The sequence below is a fragment of the Sinorhizobium sp. KGO-5 genome (assembly GCF_036245905.1).
GTDB lineage: Bacteria > Pseudomonadota > Alphaproteobacteria > Rhizobiales > Rhizobiaceae > Sinorhizobium > Sinorhizobium meliloti_A.
In genome coordinates, this window is sequence record NZ_BDIZ01000002.1 from 750,108 (window position 1) to 776,429 (window position 26,322).

Genomic DNA, 26,322 nt, shown 5'->3' on the forward strand with positions numbered 1-26,322 from the left:
ACAAAGATGCTCAGCAACTCCCTTATCGAACTCGACCGCGCCCATCTCATACATCCGGTCGCCTCCTATCGTACCCACGAAAAACTCGGCGTACGCGTCCTGTCCTCTGCTTCCGGTGCGACCGTGACCGACATGTCCGGGCGCCAGCTCATCGATGGTTTCGCGGGCCTCTGGTGCGTGAATGCCGGATACGGTCATGACAGCATCGTCGAGGCTGCCGCGCGGCAGATGCGGGAACTGCCCTACGCTACCGCTTATTTTGGCCTCGGAGCCGAGCCGGGGATCCGTCTTGCCGCGGCGCTTGCCGAGCGGGCCCCTGGCGATCTCAATCATGTCTATTTCACCCTCGGCGGATCCGACGCGATCGACAGCACTGTCCGGTTCATCCGCTATTACTATCACGCCAAGGGTACCCCGCAGAAAGACCAGTTCATCTCGCTCGAACAGGGCTATCATGGCTCTTCGACGGTCGGCGCCGGGCTGACGGCTCTTCCGGCCTTCCATGCCGGCTTCGGCATCCCCTTCGACTGGCAGCACAAGATCCCCTCGCATTACGCTTACCGCAATCCCGTGGGCCCCGATCCGCAAGCGATTATCGCTGCCTCGAAACAGGCGTTGCGGCAGAAAGTGGAGGAGATCGGCACGGAGCGGGTGGCGGCATTTTATGCTGAACCGATCCAGGGCTCGGGCGGCGTACTGGTGCCGCCCAAGGGCTGGATGAAGGCGATGCGCGACCTCTGCCACGAACTGGATATCCTGTTCATCGCCGACGAAGTGATCACCGGTTTCGGCCGCACCGGCCCGCTCTTCGCCTGCAGCGAAGACGAAGTCGTTCCCGACTTCCTGACAGTCGCCAAGGGCCTGACCTCGGGCTATGTGCCGATGGGCGCGGTCTTCATGACCGAGCGCGTCTATAGCACGATCGCAGACGGCGCTGGCACTTCCCTGGTGGGGCATGGCTATACCTATTCAGCCCACCCAGTGAGTGCCGCGGTGGCGCTCGAGGTTTTGCGCCTCTACGAGGGCGGGCTTCTGGAAAATGGCCGTAAGGCCGGCAAGCGCCTTATGGAGGGGCTGCAGGGTCTTGCCGACCATCCCCTCGTAGGCGACATCAGGGGCCGCGGCATGCTGGCGGCGATCGAGCTCGTCACCGACAAGACGAAGAAGACGCCGCTTCCGGCCACGGCCGATCCTTCCCGTCGGATTTTCGACCGGGCGTGGGACAACGGCCTCATCATCCGCGCCTTCGGCAATGGCGTGCTGGGCTATGCGCCGCCGCTTTGTTGCACAGATGGCGATATCGATGCGATCGTCGCCCGCACCCGGAAGACACTGGACCAGACGCTGGAAGACAGTGATGTCAGGTTAGTCATGGCTTGATGCGGGAGCGAGTTGTTTACTTCCGGCAGCTCGGAAAAGCCTTGCTCGGGAGGCGCCACTCGAACTTTGCTGGCTTTTGCCGGCTCACAGGGGAAATAGGCTGGTCAGCGGCAGGTGCGATTTGACGATCGGCGATTTCAACACCACGTAACTGAAATATCGGTCGATGCCGATATCCATGTCGATGAGACGCTCCATGATCTCCTGATATTCGGCGATGCCGCTGGTGACGAACTTGATCAGATAGTCGTACCCACCTGAAACCAGGTGGCATTCGATGACCGAGTCAATCTTTTCGGCAGTCGACAGGAAGCGTGCGAAATCAACCTGCCGGTGGTTCTTCAAGGTGATTTCGGTGAATACCGTTATAGTCTGACCGAGTTTGGCGGTGTTAATATGGGCGGAATAGCCGTCGATATAGCCCTCCGACTGCAGTTTTTTCACCCGCATCAGACAAGGGCTCGGCGATAGATGAACTAATTCGGCGAGCTCGACATTGGTGATCCGGCCGTTCTTCTGCAATTCATAGAGAATCTTGATGTCGATGCGGTCGAGCTTCACGCGGTCTCCCCGGGGCCGTTTCGGGCCCGCCTTTCAGCAGATTATGCCAGAGAGCATAACACAGCTTCCCACCTTGTCCATTTTCGCTTGGAAACATCCAGCCAGCATAAATGGTTATACTTGCCATCGATTGCAGAACATTATTCCGTTGAACGCTGGATTCAGCGCGCCACTTTGGCGGAGCCCGCAATAGTATGGATTTGCCTCAACGGAGATGACCATGCCTGCCCCGCTCGTTCTCATAGAAACCACGGACTCCCAGCCCCAAGCCGCAGATGTGGTCGTGATCGGGGGCGGCATCGTCGGCGTCTTTACGGCCTACTATCTCGTTTGCCGCGGTCTCAAGGTAGTTCTCGTTGAAAAGGGGCTTATTGGCGCCGAGCAATCGAGCCGCAATTGGGGGTGGTGCCGGCAACAGAACCGCGATGCCCGCGAACTTCCACTCTCCACCAAGAGCCTTAATCTCTGGGATCGGTTCGCCGCCGAGACCGGAGAGGACACCGGCTTCCGACGCTGCGGGCTTCTCTATCTCTCCAACAACGAGAGGGAGTTGGAGGGCTGGGCTCGCTGGCGGGACTTCGCCCGCACGGCGGGTGTGACCACCTTCATGCTATCTTCCACGGAGGCGACCGAGCGTGGCAAAGCCACGGGGAAGCCGTGGAAAGGCGGTGTCTTTTCTTCGTCTGACGGCACCGCGGATCCGTCCAAGGCAGCGCCTGCGGTGGCGCGCGCGATCATCAGCGCGGGCGGCGTCGTACTCCAGAATTGCGCAGCTCGCGGCATTGAGACGAGTGGCGGCCGACTCTCCGCCGTTATCACCGAGAAAGGGACAATCCGGACAAAGGTCGCCGTCCTTGCCGGTGGCGCTTGGGCCTCGTCATTCTGCAACAACCTGGGTGTGCGCTTCCCTCAGGCTTCGGTCCGGTCGTCGATTCTGTCCGTCGAACCGGTCGAGGGCCTGCCGGATGCTCTCCACACGACGGAGGTCTCCACGACACGGCGTGCCGATGGCGGTTACACCCTGGCGATCAGCGGCCGCGCCAGGGTCGACGTTACGGCACAGCAACTCCGGTTCGCGAGATATTTCGTACCGATGTTTGCCCGCCGCTGGCGGAATCTGGCACCGGGCGGGGTCGAGGGCTGGCGCTCGGGACATGAAACGCTCAGACGCTGGCGGCTCGATGAGCGCACACCGATGGAACACATGCGTATTCTCGATCCGGCTGTCGACGAGGGCACGATTTCCGAAGTTCTCCGCCGGGCCCGGAACTTACTGCCAGGTCTCGCAAAGGCGAAAATCGCCTCAAGATGGGCCGGCTATATCGACAGCACGCCCGACGGTGTGCCGGCGATCGGCGAGGTCCCCAACATTCCCGGCTTCATTCTCGCGGCCGGTTTCAGCGGACATGGCTTCGGAATCGGCCCGGGTGCCGGTCATCTGATCGCAGATGTCATCACCGGACAAACGCCCCTTGTCGACCCTATTCCCTACAAACCGGAGCGTCTTACAGGCTCCGCCTGGGGCAAAGTGGCTGAGTTTTAGCGCTTTCGGGTCGGTCGCGCGCGCAACTCAAGTTCATTCAGGGGGCTTGTCACAAGGTTGGCGGTAGGACGCGTTGAGCCAAAGTACACCCCGCTTCCTCGTCCGGTCACGAGCGTGCCGGCGCTGCGAAGTTGCGAGCTGAGTGAGTGCAAGGACCCGCGGCGTTTAAGCCGAGCCAAGCCGCAGCCCGATTGAGCCGAACTGGCTCGATGTCGAAATCAGCGTACAATCAGTTCGCCGCGTCCACCTGGTGATGGATTCGGGGCAACAAACGAGACGATGGCGGAAGCGATTTTGCCGCCGCCCTTCTCGGACGGTTCGATGGCATTGGCGAAATCGCTATCCTCGTCGCAGATAACGCGGAGGTCGATTAGCGCAACCCCTCGCTCGGCGGCTGCACGAGTAATGCAGTCATTAAGGATCGAGAGGGCCGTGACCGCAACACGCCTTTGGTCGGGGTCGGCGTAGCGTACGTCGTAAATCGTGCAGATGGCCGTCGGAAGTTTGGCGGCTAGTACGGCATCTAGGATATCGAAATAGCTTGAGCAGAACTGCTCTCTTACGGCCGCGAGCCTGAGCAGTGCGTCGCCGACCGACCGCGAGGGAGCGTTTAAGACCTCGGAGACGCGGAGTGCATCGTTGCCGCCCACACTTGCTACCAGGTGGGTGGCATCGGTCGGTAGGCGCTGCAGTTGCAGACGCACATCCTCCATCAGACTGCCGTCAGCGGCAAGTAAAGAGGCAGACCACCCCGCCGGCAGCCGACGCACAAGATGCTGCAGGACGTCTGCCCCGCCGGCGACGTAAGCCCCGTTGTCGAACACCGAATCGCCCAGAAGCACGACCTTTTTCGCCACAGCCGTTTCCCCTGCCAACGTGAATGACATGCGCGCAGTAGCGGCCGAGATAGCAGCCGCCAGCAAGAGGCCTCTACGCGACAACGCCATCATCACCGCACTCGTCTCCTGGTCAAACGAATAACTAGCGGTAAGAGCGTATGAGGCAAGCTTGCCGAAGCATTCGAAGTCTTCGGTTGGGCTCCATTCAAGGCACAGGATTCAGAGCCGGCTTTCGAAGGGCGGACGCTTCCTCGGTCCGCCACCAGTGGAGAGCGGAAATTGGTGAGCAAAGCGCTTAGAATGACGCCCGCACCCTGGAACTCTAAAAGAGCGGCTCGGCATCGCCAAGCGGGAGTGTTGTTTCACGGGGCCCTCCTTCGTCTTCAATGCTAATCCTGGTGGCTCGATGCCGCGTTTCGCGAGCACTGCTCGATTTTGGCCAAGCGATTTTCGTGGTAAACTATAGGAAATTACCGAGAGCCATGTCTTGAAACGGGAGGAAGCAACATGGCTGTTCAAGTCCCGACGGATTTCCGCCGCGTGATCGTTGCCGCATCGGTTGGAAACATCATCGAATGGTATGACTTCTATATCTTCGGGAGCTTGGCTGCGGTTCTGTCCGTCAAGTTCTTCGAGCAATCACACCCGGTTGCGGCGCTGCTGAGTACGATTGCGCTCTTCACGGCAGGATTCCTGATCCGCCCACTTGGCGCTTTCCTCTTCGGCTGGATGGGCGATAGGGTAGGCCGCAAATACACATTCCTCATCACGCTGACGGGAATGGGGTTAGGCACCGGTGCGATCGGTCTAATCCCCACCTATGAGTCGATCGGTCTGACCGCTGCCTTCCTTCTTTTCAGCTTGCGGATGATCCAGGGCTTGTGCTTAGGCGGCGAGTATGGCGGCGCCATCACCTACGTCGCCGAGCACGTCCCCGACGAACGCCGCGGCTACTATACAGGCTGGCTTCAGACTTCCCCGACTCTCGGGATCGTGGTGTCGCTGGCGGTGATCATCGCGGCGCGAACCTATTTTGGCAGTGAAGCTTTCGACGCATGGGCGTGGCGCGTTCCATTCCTGGTGTCGTTCCTGCTTGTAGGCATCGCGATCTACATTCGGCTCCAGCTCCAGGAGACACCAATCTTCCAGGAGATCAAGGCCAAGGGGCAAATGACCCAAAATCCCTGGAGGGAAGCGTTTCTCAGCTCCAACATCAAATATGTGGGGATCGCCACCATCGTGCTTATTGGACAGGGCGTGGTCTGGTACAGCGGACAGTTCTGGGCGTTGTACTTTCTGCAGCAGGTCTCCAAAGTGGATCCGCTGAACTCCGCCTACATCGTCGGAGCGGCATTGCTTCTTGCAACGCCGAGCCTAATCCTCTTTGGCTGGCTTTCCGACGTAATCGGCCGCAAGCCAGTGATCCTGGGAGGAATGCTGCTCGCCGCGCTCACCTATTACCCGCTGTATTTGTGGCTCGGTGCGGTCACGCAGCCTGGGAGCATCAACTATCCGATCGCAATCTTCATCATCTTCATCCTCGTTTGCTATGTCGGCATGGTCTACGGACCGGTTGGGGCGTTTCTGGCGGAATATTTTCCCGGTAGGATTCGGTACACGTCGGTATCAGTGCCGTATCACATCGGAAACGGCTGGGGTGGCGGACTGGTGCCGTTCATAACCTCGGCGGCCTTCGCAGCGACAGGTAGTATCGGGTACGCGCTGATCTACCCAATTGCCGTTCCTGCCGTGTGTTTCGTGCTCGCCATCTTCTTAATGCCAGAGACCCGCAGAATAAGCATTTGGCAGCCAACCGAGCCTCGAACCGAGTTGTAACAGGGTCGCCCATGCTGACACTCGGCCGTCACCCCCATTGAGGCGGCTCGGCGCGGTGCGAGCGAAGGCAGCGATATCCCCATCCGAATGACCAAGCCCTTTCCGCATTGCCCGCTTATCTCGGCTTGGCTTTGTAGGATTCTACAACTGCCAACCGATTCCGATCCGTGCTGATTTCACCGCCGACCAACAACGACGGAGAAATTCATGCAGGTTCTCGCGATCTCGAAGCCACGGAATGACGAAGAAGCCCGGCTCCTCCACATGCATCACCAATTGCGCGCCCGGATCTTTTCCGCCCGGTTGGGCTGGGACGTTGACGTTATTGACGGTCGGGAGTCAGACGCTTTTGACGCGCTGATGCCAACCTACATCCTCGCAATTTCGAACAACGGTGACGTGGCAGGGTGCGCGAGGCTGCTTCCGGCGCTTGGCCCGACCATGGTGACGGACGTCTTTTCCTCGCTACTTCCGAATGGCCAGCTCAACGCGCACTCCGCGATGATCGAAAGCTCCCGCTTCTGCGTCGACACTAGTCTCGGGGAGGGCAAGGGAGCCGGCTCGGTACATGAGGCAACGCTGACGATGTTCGCAGGCATCATTGAATGGTGCATGGCGAATGGCTTCACCGAAATCGTCACGGTGACCGATCTCCGCTTCGAGCGGATCCTCGCTCGTGTTGGCTGGCCGCTGCAGCGGTTGGGGGAGCCGAAGAAGATCGGCGTAACGATGGCCGTGGCGGGCATCCTACCCGCCGACGCCGGCACATTTCAAAAACTCCGCCCATCTAACTACCGATCTGAATGCACCCCCCTCTGCAAGGCAGCGTAAGGAGAAATCGGTGAACCAGCTTCGCTCTCACCCTCGGCTTGTCCGCAAACTTCAGGAGGCGCTCGGCGATCACCTCTGCGTGGCGCTGGACGATGCAACGGTCGTCGAGATCATGCTCAATCCGGACGGAAAGCTCTTCATCGAGCGGCTCGGCCACGGCGTCGCGCCGGCCGGTGAGATGTCGTCGGCCGCGGCGGAAATGGTGATCGGTACCGTTGCCCATGCGCTTCAGTCAGAGGTGGACACGGAACAGCCGATCATCTCCGGAGAGCTGCCGATCGGTGGCCACCGCTTTGAAGGTCTTTTGCCGCCGGTGGTCGCCAAGCCTGCCTTCACTATTCGTCGTCGTGCGTCGCGTCTTATCCCGCTCGATGAGTATGTGCGCTCCGGCGTGATGACAGAGTACCAGGCATCGACGATCCGCAGCGCGATTTCCTCCAGGCTCAACATCATCATATCCGGGGGAACTGGCTCCGGCAAAACGACGCTCGCGAATGCTGTCATCGACGAGATTGTGAAGAGCGCACCAGAAGACCGGCTCGTCATTCTTGAGGACACCGCAGAGATTCAATGCGGGGCCCAGAACGCTGTCCTTCTCCACACCAGCGATACCGTTGACATGGCGCGGCTGCTGAAGAGCACCATGCGGCTGCGGCCCGACAGAATTGTGGTCGGTGAAGTCCGCGACGGCGCTGCGCTCACACTACTCAAGGCGTGGAACACCGGCCATCCGGGTGGCGTGGCGACTATCCATTCAAATACAGCGATGTCGGCGCTCCGCCGTCTCGAGCAGCTGACCGCCGAAGCCAGCCAGCAGCCGATGCATGAGGTGATCGGAGAAGCGGTCGATCTCATCGTCTCCATAGAACGGACCCCGCGCGGGCGGCGCGTCCGCGACGTCATTCAGGTCGAGCGCTTCGCGGGCGGCCAGTACGAAGTCGAATCCGACCAGCTTACAGAAGAGAAGGAGGCGCGCAATGTCGCGTAGAAATGCCGTCATCGCAGTCGCACTCCTTGTGGCGCACATCGTTCTCGCCTGCGTCGCGCCGGCGCTCGCCAGTTCGGGCGGCAGTCTTCCCTGGGAAGGGCCGCTGCAGCAAATCCAGGAGTCGATCACCGGGCCGGTCGCGGGAGCTATTGCACTTGCAGCGGTCGCAATTGCTGGCGGCATGCTCATCTTTGGGGGAGAACTGAACGACTTCGCGCGGCGGCTGGTGTATATCGTGCTGGTGGCGGGCATCCTGCTCGGTGCCACCAACATCATCGGCCTGTTCGGCGCGACGGGTGCCTCGATTGGAGCATCGGACGAGCGAACCACATTCTTCAGCCGAAGCAGAGTAGGGGAGGGGGCTCATGGTTGAGTCCCTGTCCCGTCTAAAACACAACCGCATCCACCGTGCACTTTCGCGTCCGAATCTGCTGATGGGCGCGGACCGGGAACTGGTCCTGCTCACAGGTCTCGCCGCGGTCATCCTGATCTTTGTGGTCTTGACAATATATTCCGCGCTCTTCGGGGTTGCCGTCTGGATCGTCATCGTCGGGCTCTTGAGAATGATGGCAAAGGCGGACCCGCTGATGCGTCAGGTCTACTTCCGGCACATTTCTTACAAGCCCTACTACAAGGCGACCACCTCGCCGTGGCGGCGGTATTGAGGAGGTTTGCATGGTCGCTCTTAAACGGTTCCGGGCAACCGGCCCATCCTTCGCGGATCTCGTCCCCTATGCCGGTCTGGTTGACGATGGCGTCCTGCTATTGAAGGACGGCAGCCTTATGGCTGGCTGGTACTTTGCTGGGCCCGACACCGAAAGTGCCACCGATCTGGAACGCAATGAGCTATCGCGACGGATCAACGCCATTCTGTCGCGTCTTGGAAACGGGTGGATGATCCAGGTCGAAGCGATCCGTATTCCGACGGTTGACTATCCGTCTGAGGACCGGTGCCACTTCCCGGACCCGGTCACCCGGGCGATTGATGCCGAGCGCCGGGCGCATTTTGCGCGAGATCAGCGGCATTTCGAGAGCAAGCACGCTCTTATCCTCACCTATCGGCCCCTGGAGCCCAAAAAGACGGCCCTCAGCAGATACATCTACTCGGACGAGGGGAGCCGCAAGAAGACCTATGCCGACACGGTGCTGTTCATCTTCAAGAACGCTGTCCGGGAGATTGAGCAGTATTTTGCCAACACCCTTTCGATCCGGCGAATGGAAACGCGCGAGGTCGTCGAGAGGGGCGGGGAGAGGGTCGCTCGCTATGACGAACTGCTGCAATTCGTTCGCTTCTGTATTACGGGCGAAAACCATCCAATCCGGCTGCCGGATGCTCCCATGTATCTCGACTGGATCGCGACAGCCGAGCTCAAGCATGGGCTGACGCCAAAGGTTGAAAGCCGCTACCTGGGTGTGGTGGCGATCGACGGACTGCCGGCAGAGAGCTGGCCGGGGATTCTCCACAGCCTTGATCTGATGCCGCTAAGCTATCGCTGGTCATCGCGCTTCATCTTCCTCGATGCGGAGGAGGCGCGGCAAAAGCTCGAGCGCACCCGCAAGAAATGGCAGCAAAAGGTCCGGCCGTTCTTTGACCAGCTATTCCAGACGCAAAGTCGTTCGATCGATCAGGACGCCATGAGCATGGTGGCCGAGACCGAGGACGCTATCGCGCAAGCCTCCTCGCAGTTGGTCGCCTATGGGTATTACACCCCGGTTGTCGTTCTATTCGACGGTGATCGCGAAGCCTTGCAGGAGGAGGCGGAGGCGGTACGCAGGCTAATACAGGCCGAAGGCTTCGGAGCGAGGATCGAAACACTCAACGCAACCGACGCCTATCTCGGAAGCCTTCCAGGCAATTGGTACGCAAATGTGCGCGAGCCGCTGATCAATACCAGCAATCTCGCCGACCTCATCCCACTGAACTCTGTTTGGTCGGGCAACCCCGTTGCACCGTGCCCTTTTTACCCGCCGGACTCGCCACCGCTCATGCAGGTCGCGAGTGGGTCGACACCGTTTCGGCTGAATCTTCATGTCGACGACGTTGGTCACACTCTCATTTTCGGACCGACCGGATCGGGCAAGTCGACGCTTCTGGCACTAATCGCGGCGCAGTTTCGACGCTACGAACGCGCCCAGATCTTTGCCTTTGACAAGGGAAACTCGCTCCTGCCCCTGACGCTCGCCACTGGCGGCGATCACTATGAGATTGGTGGCGGCTCTGAAGAAAAAGGAAAGGCGCTGGCCTTTTGCCCGCTTTCGGACCTCTCCAGCGAAACCGATCGGGCCTGGGCCACGGAATGGATCGAGATGCTGGTGGACCTGCAAGGCGTAACCATCACCCCCGATCATCGCAATGCAATTTCCCGCCAGATCGGGTTGATGGTCAGCGCGCCCGGAAGATCGTTGTCCGACTTCGCAAGTGGGGTGCAGATGCGTGAAATCAAAGACGCGCTGCATCACTATACCGTTGATGGTCCAATGGGACAGCTTCTCGACGCCGAGGAAGACGGTCTGACGCTCGGTGCCTTCCAGACCTTTGAGATAGAACAACTGATGAACATGGGCGAACGCAATCTCGTGCCCGTACTGACCTATCTGTTCCGGCGGATCGAGAAGCGCCTCGATGGCGCTCCCAGCCTGATCGTGCTGGATGAGGCCTGGCTGATGCTCGGCCATCCAGTGTTCCGCAGCAAGATACGCGAATGGCTGAAAGTGCTGCGTAAGGCCAACTGCGCCGTCGTGCTCGCCACACAGTCGATCTCCGACGCCGAACGCTCCGGGATCATCGACGTGCTGAAGGAATCCTGCCCAACAAAGATCTGCCTTCCGAATGGTGCCGCCAGAGAGCCTGGAACTCGCGAGTTCTACGACCGGATCGGATTCAACGAGCGGCAGATCGAGATCGTCTCGAACGCGATTCCCAAGCGCGAATACTACGTCGTCACTCCTGAAGGCCGACGGCTGTTCGATATGGCGCTCGGGCCGCTGGCGCTTAGCTTCGTCGGCGCATCCGGCAAGGAAGACCTCAAGCGCATCCGCGCCCTCTATTCCGAACACGGCCGCGACTGGCCGATCCACTGGCTTCAAATGAAAGGAGTCCACGATGCCGCATCGTTGCTTAACTTCGAATAGATTGCTCGCTGGTCTGGCGGCGTTCGTGGTGGCTACCGGCGAAGCAAAGCCCGCCGAGGCCGGAACCGCCACCGGCGCTGCGACCGAGTGGACGCAGGTCCTCAACAATGGCGAGCTCGTTTCCCTTGTTGGCCAATCCGGCGAGCAAATCCAGAACCAGCTCACCCAGATCAGCCAGTTGGCACAGCAGATCGAAACGCAGCTCAACATCTACCAAAACTTGCTGCAAAACACCGCGACCCTCCCGTCGCATATGTGGGGACAGGTAGAAAGCGACCTCAATCATCTCCGCAGCATCGTCGACCAGGGCCAGAGCATTTCGTTTTCCATGGGCAACGCCGATGACGTGCTGCAGCAGCGCTTCCAAAGCTATTCGAGCCTTAGGACCAATCTGCCCAACACCGAGAAATTCTCGTCGAGTTACCAGACCTGGTCCGACACTAACCGCGAAACCATCGCCAGCACGCTGAAGGCAGCGAACCTGACGGCCGACCAGTTCGACAGCGAGGAAAGTACGATGTCCTCACTACGGTCGATGTCCGAGACATCAGATGGCCAGATGAAGGCCCTGCAAGTGGGTCACCAAATCGCCGCGCAACAGGTGGCGCAGATGCAGAAGCTGCGCGGTCTCGTCTCCCAGCAGATGACGATGATGGGGACGTGGCTTCAGACCGAACAAACCGACAAGGACCTGGCCCAGGCCCGGCGGGAGAAGTTCTTCAACGCCGAGATCAAGAGCATTCCGGAAGGTCAGAAGATGGAGCCCCGCTGGTGAACCGCGCTGTCGTCATTGTCCTCCTTGTGGTTGTTGCCGCTGTTTCATCTGCGGCGACGGTGCTGATCGTCAAATCCAGAGACACCACCAAACCCCCGCTCACTGAGGAACAACGCGCCGTCAGGGAAAAATTCTTCGGCTCGAACAAAGCGCTGCCGCCGATCAAAGATGGCCAGGAGATGCGCCCAAGATGGTGAAATCTAATCTTGAACGGTCATTACTAATCGCGGGCATCCTTTGCCTCGTCTTTGCAGCTCCCGCCTTTGCCCAACAGGGACAAGTCCTAACCGAACTGGAAAATCAGGTCTCGACCGCCGCCAAAGGGTGGGAGACGACCATCATGGATGCGGCGAAATCTCTCTTCTGGATCCTGGCGACCATCGAGGTGGGGATTGCCGCCGTCTGGCTGGCGCTGCACGCTGCATCGCTCGATAGCTGGTTCGCGGAGCTTGTGCGGCGGATCATGTTCATTGGTTTTTTCGCCTTCGTTCTCACTCAAGGGCCGACCTTTGCCCGAGCGGTAGTCGACAGCCTCTTCCAGATCGGCGCGGGCGGCGGATCGGCGTCGCCTGCTGAAGTGTTCGACGCCGGTATCCGGGTTGCCTCGCAAATGTCGCAGCAAGTGAAATTTGGCGTATTCGAGGACAATGCGCTGGCGATTGCGGCGGTGTTGGCGATGGGTGTCGTCGTCATCTGCTTCTCGCTGGTCGCAGCAATTTTCGTCTCGGTCATGGTCGAGATGTATGTCGGCCTGCTTGCCGGCATGATCATGCTCGGGCTTGGCGGATCCTCCTTCACCAAGGACTTTGCTGTCCGTTATCTCGTCTACGCCTTCGGCGTCGGCATGAAACTGATGGCCTTGGTGATGATCGCAAAGATTGGATCCGAGGTCCTGATGGGTCTTGCGAATACTCCAACCGCCTCCTCGGACCAGTTCGTCACGACCTTGGCGGTCGCCGGCATTTCAGTGGTGGTCTTCATCATCGCGATGTATGTGCCGAGTATCATTCAAGGTGTCGTTCAGGGTGCATCCGTTTCAGGTGGAATGGAGGCGATCAGGCACGGTGGTCAGGCGGCATCCTTTGCCACCGGGGCAGGGTTCCTCGCGGCCGGTGCAGCCGGGGCGGGATTCGCGGCGACTCAAACCGCACGGGCCGCAGGGTCATCCGGTGCAGGTGCCATGCTTCGAGGTTTTGGCGCAGGGATCGGATCCGCAGGAAAAGCGGCGGGCTCGGCTGCCAAGGAGAAGGCCATCGGTTCTCCTGGTGCTTATGCAGGATCGATTCTCGGGCTCGCCAACGCCAAGCTGGACCAGAGTCGTAGCGGGCAGAGCGGGCCAAAGCCACCTCCCGAACGCAAAGATTAACAGCAATCAGAAAGTGATCAGTCGATGGCAGCGAACCGCGCCCCCGAAAACCCGTATCTTGCCGCGCGCCAGGAATGGAGTGAGCGATACGGCTCCTATGTCCAGGCAGCCGCTGCATGGCGCATCGTCGGCATTCTGGGTCTGGCCATGGCAGTGATCGCCTTCGGGTATGCCATGTATCTCAGCACCCAAGTCAAACTGGTTCCCTATATCGTCGAAGTCGACAAACTTGGGACCGCAGCGACCGCCGGGTTCCCTGAACAGATCGAATACGCCGACGTTCGGGTGGTGCGCGCCACGCTCGGAATTTTCGTCACCAGCTTCCGTTCGATCACGCCGGACGCCGTGGTTCAGAAGCAATACATCGACCGAACCTACGCACTCCTTCGGACGTCCGATCCGTCGACGCAGAAGATAAATGACTGGTTCCGAAGCAATTCGCCGTTCGAGAAGGCCAAGTTGTCGACGGTCGCCATCGAGGTCAACAACATCGTCGCGCTTTCGAACCAGACCTATCAGATCGACTGGACCGAATACGAACGGGACCGGAAGGGCAAAGAAACGGGCACACGCCGGTTCCGCGGCATCGCGACGGTCACGCTGACGGCCCCACAGGACGAGGCGACCATCCGCCACAATCCAATCGGTCTCTACGTCCGGGATTTCGATTGGACAGCACAGCTATAAGGGCAGGGGACTTCACATGCAAAGAACAGGATTGATCGCAGCCGCGGGCTGCATAGCCGGACTCGTCATTGCGACGGGTGCTCATGCACAAAGCATGACGTCGAACGAGTTGAAGGGAACTAACATTTCGCGGAAGTGGCGCGGCACACCCGGACTGGTTACCACCGGGCTGGATGGCAAGGTCATCTTTCTCTTCGGCGAAACTCAGCCGTCCGTCGTCTGCTCGCCGCTGCAGGTCTGCGATATTGAGCTGCAGGGCGGCGAGATTGTCCGCGATGTCCTCGTCGGCGACACCGTTCGCTGGAAGGTGGAGCCGGCGACCTCCGGCGCCACCGGCGGTCAGGCTATCCACTTGATCGTCAAGCCGTCGGAACCCGGCCTCGTCACCTCCATGGTGGTCACGACGTCGCGGCGTACCTATCACATCCAACTCAAGTCCCATCCGAGCCAGTACATGGCCCGCGTTGGCTTCGAATATCCCGAGGATGTCTCGACCAAGCTTGCGGACATCAATGCCCGGCTCGAGACCAGCGGAACACTCGGAACGGCGCCCGATAAACTGAACTTCTCCTACTCGGTGAGTGGGCGCGCCTCTTGGAAGCCGAAGCGCGTCTATTCGGATGGTGTAAAAACCTACATCCAGTTTTCCAAATCGATCTCGGGACAGGATGCGCCTGTGCTGTTCGTCGTCAACGGGGGCCAGAACCGCGTCGTCAATTACCGGATGAAGAACGACGTGATGATCGTCGACTACGCAATCGATAAGGCGATCCTCGTCTCCGGAGTTGGCTGGCAGCAACAAAAGATCACCATCCGGCGGGGAGGCTGAGTGATGCGCAAAGCTCTCGTTTTCATCGTCGCTGCCGTTTTTCTTTCCAGTTGCCAAACTGCCGAGGAGGGACTGGACACCAGCTCAAACGCCACTGCGGTGACTGCCCCGGCCGCAAGCGCAATCGCCGGCGATATGGCGAGCCGGTTCGCCGAGCAAATTGGCCCGGCAGGCACCACAACCATCATGATGGGCAAGGGCACGTCGGAGTATGGGATGGCCCTCGAGGCCGCGCTGAAGGGATGGGGCTACACGGTCGTTACCGACGGGAAGATCGGAAAGGACGTGAAACCCGTCGAGCTCGCCTATTCGATCGATGGCGTTGACGGTCAGGTGCTCGCGCGACTCTCCACGCCGTCTATCGCCCTTGGCCGGGCGTATACAGCAACAGCAGTCGGCGCTACGCCGGCAAGCCCGCTTTCCGTCATGCAGCGTAATTGAGGGGAGACAGATATGGTCCAGTCTCTCTATCTTGGTGCGTCGGCTCATGCCGATGATGAGAACAGCATGCGCCGAATCAATCGGCTGCCGATCATCATCGCCATCGTTCTCGTCGCGCTATTCGTTGGCGTGGTCGTGATCGGACTGTCGTGGCGCGGGCTTCCCTTTGCCCGAAACAGCGATATCGACAGTGCTTCGAATACTCCCGCAACCAATTTCGGGGACCAGCTCAAGCGCGGCATTGCCGACGGCATCATCGGTGAGCCGGTTGAGCGGGAAGCGTTTCAGCCAACGCCTGCCGTCGAGCAGAAAGTTGAGAAGGAGGCGCCGGCTGTTGCTCGCCGACCCCTCGAACAGGAAGAGCGACGCCCCCCGCTGGAATCGGAAGAAGAATGGCGGGACCGTTTGAAGCGGGAGCAGGATGAACAGTATATCCGAGAGGCCCAGCGCCAGCGGATGGCTCGCCTGCAGGCGCGTGCAACGGCGCTGGACTCCCCATTGAAGGTCGATATTTCCGAAATTGAAAAAGCCGCAACGATTACCACAGACTCGAGCGGCCAAAATTCGACTGGGGCAGGCACGAGGGTCTCGGATCTCTATGCCGCGGCAACGAACGCCGGCCTTATGGGTCAGAATGTCGATCCGAATGGCCAAACCTCGAAGGAAGATTTTTTCAACCAGGACATCAAAGATCTCGGTTATCTGCCGAATCAGACCGTGAAGCAGATCTCGCCCTACGAATTGAAACGCGGCTCGGTCGTTCCCGCTACGTTGATCACCGGCCTCAACTCTGATCTTCCGGGACGGATCACAGCGCAGGTGAGCCAGAACGTCTTTGATAGCGCGACGGGCTACCGGCTCCTCATACCGCAGGGTGCGAAGCTGCTCGGCCGCTATGACTCCAAGGTCTCATTCGGGCAGGAAAGGGTCCTTGTCGTCTGGACGGACCTCATTTTTCCGAACGGCTCAACCCTTCAGATCGGGGGCATGGCAGGCACTGACTCGGAAGGATATGGCGGCTTAAAGGACAAGGTCGATCGGCACCTATGGCGCACGTGGAGTTCGGCAGCACTCGTTGCCTTGATCGGGACCGGGATCGACATGTCAATGCCCGAAAGTTCGACGCTTGCGACGCAGGATACCGCATCCGATGCGGCGCGAAGAAACTTCGCCGAATCGTTTGGTCGGGTGGCGGAGCAGACAATCTCGAAGAACCTGAATGTTCAGCCAACAATCCGCATTCGGCCAGGTTACAGATTCAACGTGTTAGTGGACCAGGACATCATTTTCCCGTCCGCTTACCGTGGAATTTAACCACTTGGGGCAGCGACTATGCTCAGCCGCCATGCCTTAGGTTGAACCAAGGTGTGGCGGTGCAACCACGCAATATGAAATCCTTCTATTTCCCGCCACCTTTCCGGATTGACCGCGCTTGAAAGTTTCGCGGGGCTGGGTAGTAATTTCGCATTGCATCGCGTGACGCGGGTACACCAGGTTTGCGATTCAGACATCGACTGAAGGTCCGAAACGCTATCGTTGCCCCACGACCCCCTGTACGCGGGTCAGCTGATCTGCCTCTTCGACGAACGATGCCGGGGAAGACGAGCCGCCGCGTCAGGAACGTAAGGAGAAAAGCCGTGGACGGACATGTTCGCTCGCTCATCGATATGCTGGAAGCCGCGCAAGACGAGCATATGATGAAAAGTGCGCTGAAAACCTTTGCCCATTCGTGCGGATATGACCGGTTTGCCTATCTGCAAGCAGAAGCTCTCGAACTCAGGACCTTCAATTCCTATCCCGAACCATGGGAGGGCATTTATCTCGGTGGCGATTATTCACGGATTGACCCAGTTGTGAGGGAGGGAAAGCACGGGCGAGGTATGTTTTTCTGGACAGCCGATAAGTGGCCTGCCCGAGGATCTTCTCCGCTTCGGCGGTTTCGCGACGAGGCCATTGAGCACGGCATTCGCTGCGGCATCACCATTCCGGTTGAGGGCAGTTTCGGATCCACGATGATGCTGACCTTCGCGTCCTCGGAAAGAAAGGTCGATATTTCAGGGATGCTGGATCCCAAGAAGGCGGTTCAGTTGGTGATGGCTGTCTATTACCAACTGAAAATCATCGCAGCGAAAACTGCAATCAACCCGAAACGAATGCTGTCGCCGCGCGAAATGGTGTGCCTTGTGTGGGCAACGAAGGGGAGGACCGCGCTTGAAACGGCGATGCTCACTGGTATCAAGGCCAGAACCGTGCAGCATTATCTCGACAAGGCGCGCGAGAAATTTGACGCGAAGTCTGTGCCGCAGCTCGTTGCCATTGCGAAGGATCGCGGCCTGGTCTGAGGTCTAATCGTCGCCTTCAAACGGCACGTCTGGAACGTAGCCGAGTGCATCCAGAATTTCCGAGAGCTTCTCCTGATGGGCTTCGGACTTTTTCTGACGTGCGATATATTCGTCCTGAAGCGTCTGGAGCACGGAACTGGAAGTTGACGGGTCGTCGCTTGCGCGCGACCACTCGTCATAGACGGCCTGATCGGCTGCGAGAAGCCGGCGGTGTTCGAGGATCGCCGAAACAGCCAGGACCTCTAATTCCGATTTTTGCATCAAACCGCAGCGAGATTGTCTTCCAATTTTTTCGTCTGCCCCGGATGAGCTGGCGTTCTTCATCCTTGTCTCCTCTAACTTCATTTTAAGACCGCCAAGAACCGAGGCTTAGTTCGCGTCGCATACGCTTGCGATTAGATACCAGATTACCGGAGGATAGGAGAGAGTCGAAATCTTCGAACGGTTCACCGTCCCACACGAAGAGAAGCTTCGGCCACCGCGGCATCACCTTGATTCGTCAAATGTAATGTCGATGTAGAGAATACTCCGTGGTGAAATACTCTACAAGCCGTTGCTCTCTCGATCATGGAGATTCGAGAGGTATTTGCACGAAATCTGAAAGCCGCGCGTCGGGCCAAAGGCCTGTCGCAAGAAGAGCTTGCTTATCGCGCAGGTATCGATCGCACCTACATCAGTTCCCTGGAACGCAGCGTTTACAATGCGAGCATCGATGTGGTGGATCGCTTGGCAATGGTTTTAGAAGTAGAAGCGTCTGATTTGCTGAAACGGACAGCAGAGAAGAAATGAACGCCTTGCTAGCCTGATCAGCAGCGAGATCGAAAAGCGAGGTCGGCCTTTACGGCAGCCATCTCCTGCAATATTTATTCTCCATAAGGAGAATGATTATGACCAGCACATCACACGTCTACACGCCCGCCGAGGCGGCGGCTGTCAGCGAGATCGCTGTGAAATCGGTGCACAATGCGATCGACAAGCGCATCATCGAGACTCATCTCGTTGGTAGCAGGGGTCGAGCACTCACCGATCAGGATCTGCTTCGGTTGAAGCTCTGGTACGGCGTCGGATCGATCTTGTCTGCCGAGCGCCGCAAGCGCTTGTTCGACACCATCGACCAGAATCCCGATGCCGAAACTGTCAGGGCAGACGATTATCTCATTATCGACGTTGCGCGGGCACGAGAACAACTGGCCGCGCGGGCCGAGGCGCTTCGAGAAGCCGAACGAATGATTGAAAGCGTGAAAGGTGTCGTGGGTGGCGAGCCGGTTTTCAAGCGAACCCGTGTTCCTGTACGAACGATTGCCGCGATGAAGACCCAAGGCGCAAGTACAGCGGAAATCGTTGAGGGCTATCCTTCGCTCACCGAGCGTATGGTGGAACTTGCCGAGATCTGGGTTGCGGCCCATCCCGCCAGGGGACGTCCGAGGAAGCTTTCGGAGCAGGGCCTGAAGGTGAAATCCGTGAAGCGCCTGGTCCTTCGGAACGAGAACGTCCCCAAACCATCTGGCTCTACCTCGTGAAGTTTCTTATTGATGAATGCCCTCACACATCATTCGTGGCCGTGGCCCAAGCTCACAGCCAGGATTGTTTCCAATGTGAATTGGCTCGGGTTTAGCGGCGAAACCGACTGGCATCTGATGCCTCGGATCATCAAGGGGGATTTCATCCTCGTGACGAACAAAGGCCGCGACTTCCGGAAGCTTTGCGGATACCGGCCGTGCAATAGATGCGTGGGCATCGGTTTGAAACATCCTGACGCTGCTCAGCAATCACATGGTCCATAGAATGGACAAGGGCGCTGCCTGCAATTTTTCTCCGAAAGGCGTCACGCGGTCATGATCGTGCAAGACCAGTCCACGCACGAAACGACCGCCAACCGCTTCCTGCAACTGACGCAATCCCCTGAAATCCTCAGTCTTCACCGTCGCTGATGCCTTGACCTCTATTCCGACGATCCGACCACGGCGATCCTCGATGACGACATCGACCTCGTCCTGATCTTTGGTCCTGTAATGCGAAAACGAAAAGCGCCGGTCAGACCAAGAGGCAAGCTTCAAAAGCTCGGAAACAACGAAGCTTTCAAGCAACGCTCCATACCGTGTTCTGTTTTCACGCAGCGCTTCGGATACGTCCTCCCGCAAGCTCGCCAGCAGTCCCGTATCGAGAAAGTGCAGTTTGGGCGTTTTTATCAGCCGGCTTAACCGGTTGTTCGACCATGGCGCCAGCGTTCTGATCAGAAAAAGCCGCTCGAGAATGGCTACATATTTTTGCGCGGTGACGCTCGACAGTCCCAATGCGGCACCGAAACTGCTGTGGTTCACCAGTTGGCCGGCATGTTCCGCAAGAACATCCAGCAACCGCGGCAGTCGATCGAGTTGATCGATGTTGGCGATGTCGCGAACGTCCCGGTCGAGAATCAGGGCCACGTAGTCTTCCAACCAGGCGATCCGCCGGGCAGGCGTCGCTCTACGCAAGACCTCCGGATAGCCACGCGCAGCACGGTTTCCAGAAGATCATCACCAAATATAGCGTCCTCGCCGGTCGCGGGTTCCTCACCAGCGAATAGACGATCCAGCAAATCACCCGGGGTCGAACGGATTTTGGACTGGGCGAAAGGCAGGGCGGGACCACGGCCATGCGCCCGGCAAGGGAGTCCGCAATCGCGCACAGTTGCCAGATTGGCCGAACCTGTGAGTAGAAATCGGCCCGGGGCGTTGTCGCGGTCAACGCTTTCCTTAATTGCCAGTATCAGTTCGGGCGCCCGCTGAACTTCATCGATCACGCTCCTGTTAAGGCCCCGGACAAAACCGACCGGATCAGCCTTGGCAGCACTGAGCGCGCCGGCGTCGTCGAGGGTGATATAGGCGCGATCAGGGCCTGAGAATTGCCGCGCGAGAGTTGTCTTTCCAGCTTGCCTTGGGCCGGCTATGAGGACGACACGAGTGTCGGCAAGCGCAGTCTCGACTATCGGACGAGCCTCCGTCTATTTTAAAGTCATTTCCCGACCAATTTTAATCGCGCAGCCGTCTATATCTGACTTGGCAGCGAACGAAGGTCTCAAATTTCCAGTCGTTTATTTCCCACCGATCCGGGAAAGGTCGATTCGCATCTCCGCCGATCCAACGCTGCGGCTTTTCCCCGGACTTTCAGTGGCCGCATCCTCAGGAGAGCTGTCGGTGGCGTCCGCGTCTGAGGATGACGCACTGTCTGTCGTCGCGCTCCCTCCCGGATCAGGAGCCTGAAACACACGCACGCCTTCGAATTCGCCGGTCTTCCAAGCGTAGATCGCATCGTCGAAAATGTGCGGAAAGACCTCGTCGCTCCAAGGGTTGCCGTACCACTTGGCCACAATCCGAAGCACCTTGGCGAACATCGCAGTTCCCTTGCGAAGGTTCTCGCAGGCGTCGACCAGATCGGGCTGCAGATCGGAAGCATCCTTGACTCCGACGCCCGCCGGAAACTGCGTCAGGCCGACACGCACCACCGCTTGGCCGGCATACTGCCGGACGATCGCCATGGCTTCGTCCGGCGTCGTCGCCTTCGGGATGAGGATCAATCGGCCACCTGATTTGACGGTGACGGCAAGTGGATCATTTGCGCCCGCGGCGGTCACGAACTGCTCGACGATCGGGGGCTTCAACGAGGGGTCTGCGCATTGTTGAATCAGGGCAGCGTCGAGCATGGCGGGCTCCTTGGCATTCAGATGTTGAAGGAAAGAACGAGGGGTTTCGCGAACAAGCGCGCCCAAGCTTGAGTGCTGGCGCGCTGGATGGCGACGATCGATGTCCCCTTGGTCCACCAGCCATTGCCGACAGCGACGATGAAGTCCGGCTCCTGCAGCAGGGACTGCAGGACGGGCCAGACGATCAGTTGCTCGTAGCAGATCAGCGGTGCGATCCGAGCGTCGACGGCGGTCACAAGCGGGTTGGCGAAGAAATGCGCCCGCGCGCTGCCGCTCTGACCCAGCAGGGCGCGCCAAGGCTGCCACATCGAGCCCGGAACAGGCATACGTTCGCGATAGAGGATTTGAGCGCCGTCGCCTGAAATCGCGACCAGAACATTGTCGTAGCCGTTCGCATCGATGATGGCGGCGCCGGCAATGACGGTGGCGTCACTTTCCTGCAGTGCTTTTACCCAAAGCCGCTCGACGGTGGGCGTCCAGAAGCCCAGAGAACTTTCGGGAAGAACAACGGTGCGGGTGCCGCCGGATGCCTGACCCTTCATCGTGGCAATCAGATCACGGTGACGCGCAATGCTGACGTCGCGACCGAGCGAAGCTCCGAACTGGAGATCGACGCCCCGCCAGCCCTCCGGTAGTTTCGGTGGGTCCCAGGTTGCGGCGGACCATGCCCAAAACCCAATGAGGACGATCGGGACAGCCGGCCACATGCGGGTAACGAGGCCCATGAGGCCGGCTGTCGTGGCAACCAGCCCCCACCATCCCCACCCTGGAAACAGCACGCCCGCGGCGGTGATCGGATGCGCCCAACCGGTGATGCCAAATGGGGGGATAGCCATGAGCGCGGCCGCCACCAGATAGCAAATCGGACGAATGCCAGAATGTCTTGTCCAGAGGATCGCGTGGACCGCGACAAAGCTCAAAGATGCGCAGAGCCATAGAGCCAAGCCAGGCCACAGGTCGAACGCGTAAAAGGCCGCCACGCCTTGTGGCAGACCGCGTGATGCAGCGAGAAAATAGCCGGCCGAGACACACGCAGCCGTCAGCCTCTTTCGCGCAAGCGCCCAGAGGGTCGGAAACGTGCATGCGAGCGGAAGGAGAAGGACGTTCCCGCTCCAAGCAACCGTTCCGGCAATGATTGAAGCGGTAATCAACAGGACCGGCCGAACGTGCTCACAGTGCATTGGTGAGCACCGGTTGCGCCAGGCCGAGGATGCCCGCGACGGGAAGGGGTCCGAAGTAGCGGGAGTCATAGGAGCTCCTCAACGGTGAGTGCAGGAAGACGCTTTCTGGCGGCACGACGCCGCCGGAATAAGGCACCATCGGCCGACCCTCGCCGTCGCGCTGAGCCAGATCGGAGAAAGGGATCGCATGCCCGTCGATCGTGACGCCCGCACCGATTTCGACATGCTGCCCGGGAACCGCGATGACCGTCTTGATGAGCGGCGCGACCCCGCCCGGGCACGTTCCGAAGCGGAGATAGCCACGCGCTCTGGCCTCCCGCATGACAGGCGTTTGCGGAGGACAAATAAAGACGAGATCGCCGGTCGACACCACTCGATTGAGCGCCGAGATGCGCCAGAGGCCAAGGGGTTCGCTCGGTGTCAGATTGATGCGGTAGCCGCCGATGATGGCCGCAGCAACACTGCCGGCAAGGGTGGTTGCTGCCACCAGCAAAAGCACGACGGCATTCGATCTTTGCGTAGGTCCCATCCGAGGTGCAGACACTTGCGCCGTCATTTCAAGGAGATCCCCTGGCTCTTTTTCTGGCACAGGCTTTCTGCCTGCTTCAACGCCTCGGTCGTGCGCTCATGCGCGGCCAGCTGCTGCACCGTCCGCATCGAATTCCACGCCGATTGCACTTCGGCCTTCTGCCCGGCCGTCATTGCACCCGTGATCGCATTGAAGGTCTGTCCGCTGGAGTCCTTGGCAGCCAGAGGAAGGAAGGTCCGTTCGCCGAAACGCTCCGCTACAGCCTTGGCGAAACCCTCGAGCTCGGCCTTCACTTGTCTGTCGGCAAGCGCATATTCGAGACCGGCCGGCAGGTCGTTCCGGTCGATCGCATCGCGCACACGTTCGAGGGTCTCCTTTGCGTTTGCCGAGAGCGCCGGAATATCGATCGACACGTTCAGACGGACGGCGCGTTCCTCGACCTCATATTTGCGTTCCGCATCCGCCCGCTGGCGCAGATAGCGATCGAGGTTACGCGCGAGCGCCGGCGCATTGGTCTCAGCCTTCTCCCGCTCCTGCTTGTCGGCGCGGCTTGCGAACATGCCGGTCTTGCCCTTCAGCGCACCGAAGTGTTCAGGGTTCGATCCGATCGTCGCCAGCGTGGATTTCGCAACGCTCTCGTCCTTCAGCATCGCGTCGACATCGACTGCCTTGAACGCGCTTTCCGGCTGCGCGTAGACGAGGTGGAAACGGGTCGAAACCTCCTGCCACTGCTTCTTCAAGCCGGGATCGGCTGTGACCTTGTCCTCGACGGCCTGGTCGATTGATTTGGCAAAGGTTGTGATGCCCGAGACCATCGGCTTTGCCTCCTTGGTGCTGGGTTGGGTTGAGGATTGCGTGGCGCCGCTGACAAGGCCGAGCCTGCCGGCAACGGCGGCAAGGCGAACACCGAGATTGGCAAGTTTTTGCTTCTGACTGACGAGCCATTCCAGGCGGTCGCGAACCAGAGTTCGGGCGACGTTGACGAGATGCAGACCGCGCGCTTCCGCAAAGCGAAGCGCCTCGCGATAGAAGGCGCTCTTCTCGTAATCGAGAGTCGTTTCCTTGGCATTCCTTCGCGACATGATCGCGATCAACCCGCCGGCCTTGGCGAAGGATCGGCGGCCATAATAGACGGCCAGATCCTCACGGTGACGAGTCATGGCGACATAGGTGAGGTGCCGATCGAGCGACAGCGACGCGAGCACCTTCACCCGATCGACGGTGGCGCCCTGGCTCTTGTGGATCGTCGTGGCATAGCCATAATCGAGGTTGTTGTAGAAGCGCTGTTCGACCAGGACCTGGCGGGCAGGCTCGCCCTCGCCGACCCGCGCAACAATCCGGCCTGGCGCGGTCTCGACGACCTTGGCCAGCATGCCGTTCTTGACACCGAGCGAGCCCTCATTCTTGAGGAACACGATCTGGTCGCCCACGGCAAAATTGCGATCGCCGTCCGCCGTCTTGAACATGGCTCCCTTGTCGAGAACCCCGCGCTCGATCAGCTTGATGCGCGCCATCTGGTTCAGCATGCGAACGTCCCTGCGCAAATGGGCAAGGATCAGGGACGTCTTCGCCGGATCGTAATCGCGGTCCCAGGCGGCGATGAGGTTGTCGACGGCGTCGGCCTTCAGATCCCATCCGATCACCTTGCCATTGGTACGGTAGGCGGCGACTGCCCTGCCGACGTTGCCACGCGCCAGATCAAGCGAGGCATCGCGCATCCATTGCTGGCGCTGGCGATAGATGGTTTCGAGTTCGGCATAGCCGATGCGATCGGCAATCGCGCGAAACGCGGCGCCTGCTTCGATGGGTTGAAGCTGTTCGGGATCGCCGATGAGAACGAGCTTGGCACCGGCCTTCGTTACGGCTTCGACGAACAGCGCCATCTGCCGCGACGACACCATGCCGGCTTCGTCCAGGACGAAGACCGTCTTGCTATCGAGCTGGTTACGCCCCCCGTTCCAGCGCAGTTCCCAGGACGACAGCGTGCGAGAGACGATCCCGGCTTCCTTCTCAAGGCCCTCGGCCGCCTTGCCGGCAAGTGCGCCGCCGACAACCCGGTAGCCTGCCGCCTCCCAGGCTTCGCGCGCAGCCTTCATCATCGTCGTCTTGCCGGCGCCGGCGCGGCCGATCACCGCGGCAATCCGCTCGGATCCCGATACATGCTCGATCGCCGTTTTCTGCTCGTCCGAAAGACGCTCATGACGCGCAAATGTCGCTGCCAGCACCGCGTCGCGAACGCCATGCGAAGTCCGCTGAGACAGCCAGACCGCTCGATTGGCCATCTCGGCTTCGAGACGAATCATGTCGCGGGTCGTGTACTTGACCGGCACTCGGATACCGGTGGCAAGGTCGATCCGCTCGCGCTCCAGGCGGAGCGTGTCGGGATGCAGGATGATCCGAACCATAAGGCTTTGGAACAGGGCGGAATCGTCGATGTAACGATGCAAGACCTTGGCGACATCACGCTCGTCGAACACGCTTTTCTCACGGGTGATCAGGTCGATGACGAGCTTCGGATTGCGGTCGATCCGTCTCGCATTTTCCGCTCTACGCGCATCCTGCAGTTCGATGCGCTCGAGCTCGACCGGCTTCGTGGCAACATCGGTTTTCCGCTCGATCGCCCTGGTGCCGACGCCAAGGTGGATGGTCGGTTCGAGATCGATCCCTTGCTTTTCGAAGGACCGTCCATCGACGCGAAGGTCGAGACCGGCCAGCGCCAGATGCCGGTTCTGGCAAGCAAACCATCCGTCGCGAAACGCGTTGAAATCGTCGATACCTCCAGCCCAGAGCTCATAGACGATCTTGCCTGCATCGTTGCGGATCGGATTGCCGTCCGGCCCGAGCACGGCAACCTTCTTGGCGCCGAAACCGTCTTCGGTCAGCGGCCGCAACGTCGTCATCAAATGAACGTGCGGATTGCCAGGGGCGTCGTGATAGACCCAGTCGGCCACCATGCCCTTCGATATAATGTGGCGCTCGACAAAATCCCGTACGAGCGCAATGTTCTGCTGAGCGCTCAGTTCGATCGGCAGTGCGATCGTGACGTCCTTGGCAAGCTGGGCATCGGAGCGCTTCTCGAAATCTTCGACCTTGTTCCAGAAGGCTTCGGAGGCGCCGGCGACCGAACGATCCGCGATCATTGCACGCAGCCATTCCGGGGCATCGGCAGGAATAACGAACTCTTCATGCAGCAATCCCTGCTTGCGAGTGTAGTCGATCGTTCGAGCCTCGCGCTCGTAATCCATCTTGGCGCAGTGCCGATAGGCCGCCGACAGGACGGCGCTGCGGCCGGAGCCACGGGCGACGACGCTGACGGAGAAGTGAGGGACGGCCACGGCGAATTCTTTCCCGGTTGCGAACGAAATCAACAGGTTCGTCGA

At 59.6% G+C, this 26,322-nt stretch carries 25 protein-coding genes and 1 pseudogene; 18 read left to right on the forward strand and 8 right to left on the reverse strand.

Features of this window, described 5'->3' with window-relative positions; translation table 11 throughout:
- The first annotated feature begins 6 nt into the window (after positions 1–6).
- Complete coding sequence (locus BHD07_RS12820; RefSeq protein WP_338280542.1) at positions 7–1,380, forward strand: aspartate aminotransferase family protein; 1,374 nt, start codon at positions 7–9, stop codon at positions 1,378–1,380.
- A gap of 84 nt (positions 1,381–1,464) precedes the next feature.
- Here BHD07_RS12820 and BHD07_RS12825 read toward each other — a convergent pair whose 3' ends face one another.
- On the reverse strand, positions 1,465–1,941 hold the full coding sequence (locus BHD07_RS12825) for an Lrp/AsnC family transcriptional regulator (RefSeq protein WP_102762975.1): 477 nt from the start codon (positions 1,939–1,941) through the stop codon (positions 1,465–1,467).
- Positions 1,942–2,161: 220 nt separating this feature from the next.
- Here BHD07_RS12825 and BHD07_RS12830 point away from each other — a divergent pair, with 220 nt between their 5' ends.
- Complete coding sequence (locus BHD07_RS12830; protein ID WP_338280545.1) at positions 2,162–3,484, forward strand: NAD(P)/FAD-dependent oxidoreductase; 1,323 nt, start codon at positions 2,162–2,164, stop codon at positions 3,482–3,484.
- A gap of 218 nt (positions 3,485–3,702) precedes the next feature.
- Here the strand turns inward: BHD07_RS12830 and BHD07_RS12835 are convergent, their stop codons facing one another.
- On the reverse strand, positions 3,703–4,341 hold the full coding sequence (locus BHD07_RS12835; protein WP_338280547.1) for an SGNH/GDSL hydrolase family protein: 639 nt from the start codon (positions 4,339–4,341) through the stop codon (positions 3,703–3,705).
- A gap of 489 nt (positions 4,342–4,830) precedes the next feature.
- Between BHD07_RS12835 and BHD07_RS12840 the strand changes: the two genes are divergently transcribed.
- The 14 genes from BHD07_RS12840 (at position 4,831) to BHD07_RS12905 (ending at position 17,550) form a co-directional block, all read left to right on the forward strand.
- The gene (locus tag BHD07_RS12840) at positions 4,831–6,159 is read left to right on the forward strand and encodes an MFS transporter (RefSeq protein ID WP_338280549.1); all 1,329 of its coding nucleotides are present in this window, start codon (positions 4,831–4,833) and stop codon (positions 6,157–6,159) included.
- 207 nt (positions 6,160–6,366) lie between these two features.
- Positions 6,367–6,990 carry an acyl-homoserine-lactone synthase gene (locus BHD07_RS12845; RefSeq protein WP_338280551.1) on the forward strand — a complete coding sequence of 208 codons (624 nt, stop codon included), beginning with the start codon at positions 6,367–6,369 and terminating at the stop codon, positions 6,988–6,990.
- A gap of 10 nt (positions 6,991–7,000) precedes the next feature.
- Positions 7,001–7,978 carry a P-type conjugative transfer ATPase TrbB gene (trbB, locus tag BHD07_RS12850; RefSeq protein ID WP_338280552.1) on the forward strand — a complete coding sequence of 326 codons (978 nt, stop codon included), beginning with the start codon at positions 7,001–7,003 and terminating at the stop codon, positions 7,976–7,978.
- Positions 7,968–8,351: a TrbC/VirB2 family protein gene (locus BHD07_RS12855; protein ID WP_338280554.1), complete on the forward strand. Its 384-nt coding sequence runs from the start codon at positions 7,968–7,970 to the stop codon at positions 8,349–8,351. The genes trbB and BHD07_RS12855 overlap by 11 nt, the downstream gene beginning before the upstream one ends.
- Positions 8,344–8,643, forward strand: coding sequence for a conjugal transfer protein TrbD (locus BHD07_RS12860; protein WP_324765103.1), 300 nt, complete (start codon positions 8,344–8,346; stop codon positions 8,641–8,643). Before BHD07_RS12855 ends, BHD07_RS12860 begins: the two co-directional genes overlap by 8 nt.
- 10 nt (positions 8,644–8,653) lie before the next feature.
- Positions 8,654–11,110: a conjugal transfer protein TrbE gene (locus tag BHD07_RS12865; RefSeq protein WP_338280558.1), complete on the forward strand. Its 2,457-nt coding sequence runs from the start codon at positions 8,654–8,656 to the stop codon at positions 11,108–11,110.
- Positions 11,082–11,885 carry a P-type conjugative transfer protein TrbJ gene (trbJ, locus tag BHD07_RS12870; protein WP_338280560.1) on the forward strand — a complete coding sequence of 268 codons (804 nt, stop codon included), beginning with the start codon at positions 11,082–11,084 and terminating at the stop codon, positions 11,883–11,885. Before BHD07_RS12865 ends, trbJ begins: the two co-directional genes overlap by 29 nt.
- A complete protein-coding gene (trbK, locus tag BHD07_RS12875; RefSeq protein WP_338280562.1) occupies positions 11,882–12,082 on the forward strand; it encodes an entry exclusion protein TrbK in 201 nt (66 codons plus the stop codon). The genes trbJ and trbK overlap by 4 nt, the downstream gene beginning before the upstream one ends.
- Positions 12,076–13,251 carry a P-type conjugative transfer protein TrbL gene (trbL, locus tag BHD07_RS12880; RefSeq protein ID WP_338280564.1) on the forward strand — a complete coding sequence of 392 codons (1,176 nt, stop codon included), beginning with the start codon at positions 12,076–12,078 and terminating at the stop codon, positions 13,249–13,251. Before trbK ends, trbL begins: the two co-directional genes overlap by 7 nt.
- Before the next feature lie 24 nt (positions 13,252–13,275).
- The gene (locus BHD07_RS12885) at positions 13,276–13,938 is read left to right on the forward strand and encodes a conjugal transfer protein TrbF (protein WP_338280566.1); all 663 of its coding nucleotides are present in this window, start codon (positions 13,276–13,278) and stop codon (positions 13,936–13,938) included.
- 16 nt (positions 13,939–13,954) lie between these two features.
- Positions 13,955–14,767 (forward strand): P-type conjugative transfer protein TrbG, encoded by an 813-nt coding sequence (gene trbG / locus BHD07_RS12890; protein ID WP_338280568.1) that lies wholly within the window; start codon positions 13,955–13,957, stop codon positions 14,765–14,767.
- A 3-nt stretch (positions 14,768–14,770) separates the two neighbouring features.
- On the forward strand, positions 14,771–15,208 hold the full coding sequence (trbH, locus tag BHD07_RS12895) for a conjugal transfer protein TrbH (RefSeq protein ID WP_338280570.1): 438 nt from the start codon (positions 14,771–14,773) through the stop codon (positions 15,206–15,208).
- Positions 15,209–15,220: 12 nt separating this feature from the next.
- The gene (gene trbI / locus BHD07_RS12900) at positions 15,221–16,522 is read left to right on the forward strand and encodes an IncP-type conjugal transfer protein TrbI (RefSeq protein ID WP_338280572.1); all 1,302 of its coding nucleotides are present in this window, start codon (positions 15,221–15,223) and stop codon (positions 16,520–16,522) included.
- A 323-nt stretch (positions 16,523–16,845) separates the two neighbouring features.
- The gene (locus BHD07_RS12905; RefSeq protein ID WP_324765112.1) at positions 16,846–17,550 is read left to right on the forward strand and encodes an autoinducer binding domain-containing protein; all 705 of its coding nucleotides are present in this window, start codon (positions 16,846–16,848) and stop codon (positions 17,548–17,550) included.
- Between the two features lie 3 nt (positions 17,551–17,553).
- Here the strand turns inward: BHD07_RS12905 and BHD07_RS12910 are convergent, their stop codons facing one another.
- Positions 17,554–17,874, reverse strand: coding sequence for a transcriptional repressor TraM (locus BHD07_RS12910; protein WP_324765113.1), 321 nt, complete (start codon positions 17,872–17,874; stop codon positions 17,554–17,556).
- Positions 17,875–18,117: 243 nt separating this feature from the next.
- Here BHD07_RS12910 and BHD07_RS12915 point away from each other — a divergent pair, with 243 nt between their 5' ends.
- Together BHD07_RS12915 and BHD07_RS12920 are read left to right on the forward strand one after the other, a co-directional pair.
- Positions 18,118–18,339, forward strand: a complete 222-nt coding sequence (locus BHD07_RS12915; protein WP_324765114.1) for a helix-turn-helix domain-containing protein — start codon at positions 18,118–18,120, stop codon at positions 18,337–18,339.
- Between the two features lie 98 nt (positions 18,340–18,437).
- Complete coding sequence (locus BHD07_RS12920; RefSeq protein WP_324765115.1) at positions 18,438–19,070, forward strand: DUF433 domain-containing protein; 633 nt, start codon at positions 18,438–18,440, stop codon at positions 19,068–19,070.
- 249 nt (positions 19,071–19,319) lie between these two features.
- Here BHD07_RS12920 and BHD07_RS12930 read toward each other — a convergent pair.
- The 5 genes and pseudogenes from BHD07_RS12930 to traA all read right to left on the reverse strand — a co-directional run bounded on the left by BHD07_RS12930 (position 19,320) and on the right by traA (position 26,277).
- A pseudogene (locus BHD07_RS12930) lies at positions 19,320–20,518 on the reverse strand (ATP-binding protein).
- Between the two features lie 105 nt (positions 20,519–20,623).
- Positions 20,624–21,232, reverse strand: a complete 609-nt coding sequence (locus BHD07_RS12935) for a TraH family protein (RefSeq protein ID WP_338280576.1) — start codon at positions 21,230–21,232, stop codon at positions 20,624–20,626.
- Between the two features lie 17 nt (positions 21,233–21,249).
- Positions 21,250–22,413, reverse strand: coding sequence for a conjugal transfer protein TraB (locus tag BHD07_RS12940; protein ID WP_338280577.1), 1,164 nt, complete (start codon positions 22,411–22,413; stop codon positions 21,250–21,252).
- The gene (gene traF / locus BHD07_RS12945) at positions 22,403–22,969 is read right to left on the reverse strand and encodes a conjugative transfer signal peptidase TraF (protein WP_338280580.1); all 567 of its coding nucleotides are present in this window, start codon (positions 22,967–22,969) and stop codon (positions 22,403–22,405) included. Before traF ends, BHD07_RS12940 begins: the two co-directional genes overlap by 11 nt.
- Positions 22,966–26,277, reverse strand: coding sequence for a Ti-type conjugative transfer relaxase TraA (gene traA, locus BHD07_RS12950; protein ID WP_338280943.1), 3,312 nt, complete (start codon positions 26,275–26,277; stop codon positions 22,966–22,968). Before traA ends, traF begins: the two co-directional genes overlap by 4 nt.
- Between the last annotated feature and the right edge of the window lie 45 nt (positions 26,278–26,322).

What these genes read in the sequence shown, in the direction of transcription:
- BHD07_RS12820 (WP_338280542.1), top strand. Translation starts at nt 7, where the DNA reads ATGCTCAGCAACTCCCTTATCGAACTCGACCGCGCCCATCTCATACAT.
- BHD07_RS12830 (WP_338280545.1), top strand. Translation starts at nt 2,162, where the DNA reads ATGCCTGCCCCGCTCGTTCTCATAGAAACCACGGACTCCCAGCCCCAA.
- BHD07_RS12840 (WP_338280549.1), top strand. Translation starts at nt 4,831, where the DNA reads ATGGCTGTTCAAGTCCCGACGGATTTCCGCCGCGTGATCGTTGCCGCA.
- BHD07_RS12845 (WP_338280551.1), top strand. Translation starts at nt 6,367, where the DNA reads ATGCAGGTTCTCGCGATCTCGAAGCCACGGAATGACGAAGAAGCCCGG.
- BHD07_RS12855 (WP_338280554.1), top strand. Translation starts at nt 7,968, where the DNA reads ATGTCGCGTAGAAATGCCGTCATCGCAGTCGCACTCCTTGTGGCGCAC.
- BHD07_RS12860 (WP_324765103.1), top strand. Translation starts at nt 8,344, where the DNA reads ATGGTTGAGTCCCTGTCCCGTCTAAAACACAACCGCATCCACCGTGCA.
- BHD07_RS12865 (WP_338280558.1), top strand. Translation starts at nt 8,654, where the DNA reads ATGGTCGCTCTTAAACGGTTCCGGGCAACCGGCCCATCCTTCGCGGAT.
- trbJ (WP_338280560.1), top strand. Translation starts at nt 11,082, where the DNA reads ATGCCGCATCGTTGCTTAACTTCGAATAGATTGCTCGCTGGTCTGGCG.
- trbL (WP_338280564.1), top strand. Translation starts at nt 12,076, where the DNA reads ATGGTGAAATCTAATCTTGAACGGTCATTACTAATCGCGGGCATCCTT.
- BHD07_RS12885 (WP_338280566.1), top strand. Translation starts at nt 13,276, where the DNA reads ATGGCAGCGAACCGCGCCCCCGAAAACCCGTATCTTGCCGCGCGCCAG.
- trbG (WP_338280568.1), top strand. Translation starts at nt 13,955, where the DNA reads ATGCAAAGAACAGGATTGATCGCAGCCGCGGGCTGCATAGCCGGACTC.
- trbH (WP_338280570.1), top strand. Translation starts at nt 14,771, where the DNA reads ATGCGCAAAGCTCTCGTTTTCATCGTCGCTGCCGTTTTTCTTTCCAGT.
- trbI (WP_338280572.1), top strand. Translation starts at nt 15,221, where the DNA reads ATGGTCCAGTCTCTCTATCTTGGTGCGTCGGCTCATGCCGATGATGAG.
- BHD07_RS12910 (WP_324765113.1), bottom strand. Translation starts at nt 17,874, where the DNA reads ATGAAGAACGCCAGCTCATCCGGGGCAGACGAAAAAATTGGAAGACAA.
- BHD07_RS12915 (WP_324765114.1), top strand. Translation starts at nt 18,118, where the DNA reads ATGGAGATTCGAGAGGTATTTGCACGAAATCTGAAAGCCGCGCGTCGG.
- BHD07_RS12920 (WP_324765115.1), top strand. Translation starts at nt 18,438, where the DNA reads ATGACCAGCACATCACACGTCTACACGCCCGCCGAGGCGGCGGCTGTC.
- BHD07_RS12935 (WP_338280576.1), bottom strand. Translation starts at nt 21,232, where the DNA reads ATGCTCGACGCTGCCCTGATTCAACAATGCGCAGACCCCTCGTTGAAG.
- BHD07_RS12940 (WP_338280577.1), bottom strand. Translation starts at nt 22,413, where the DNA reads ATGCACTGTGAGCACGTTCGGCCGGTCCTGTTGATTACCGCTTCAATC.
- traF (WP_338280580.1), bottom strand. Translation starts at nt 22,969, where the DNA reads ATGACGGCGCAAGTGTCTGCACCTCGGATGGGACCTACGCAAAGATCG.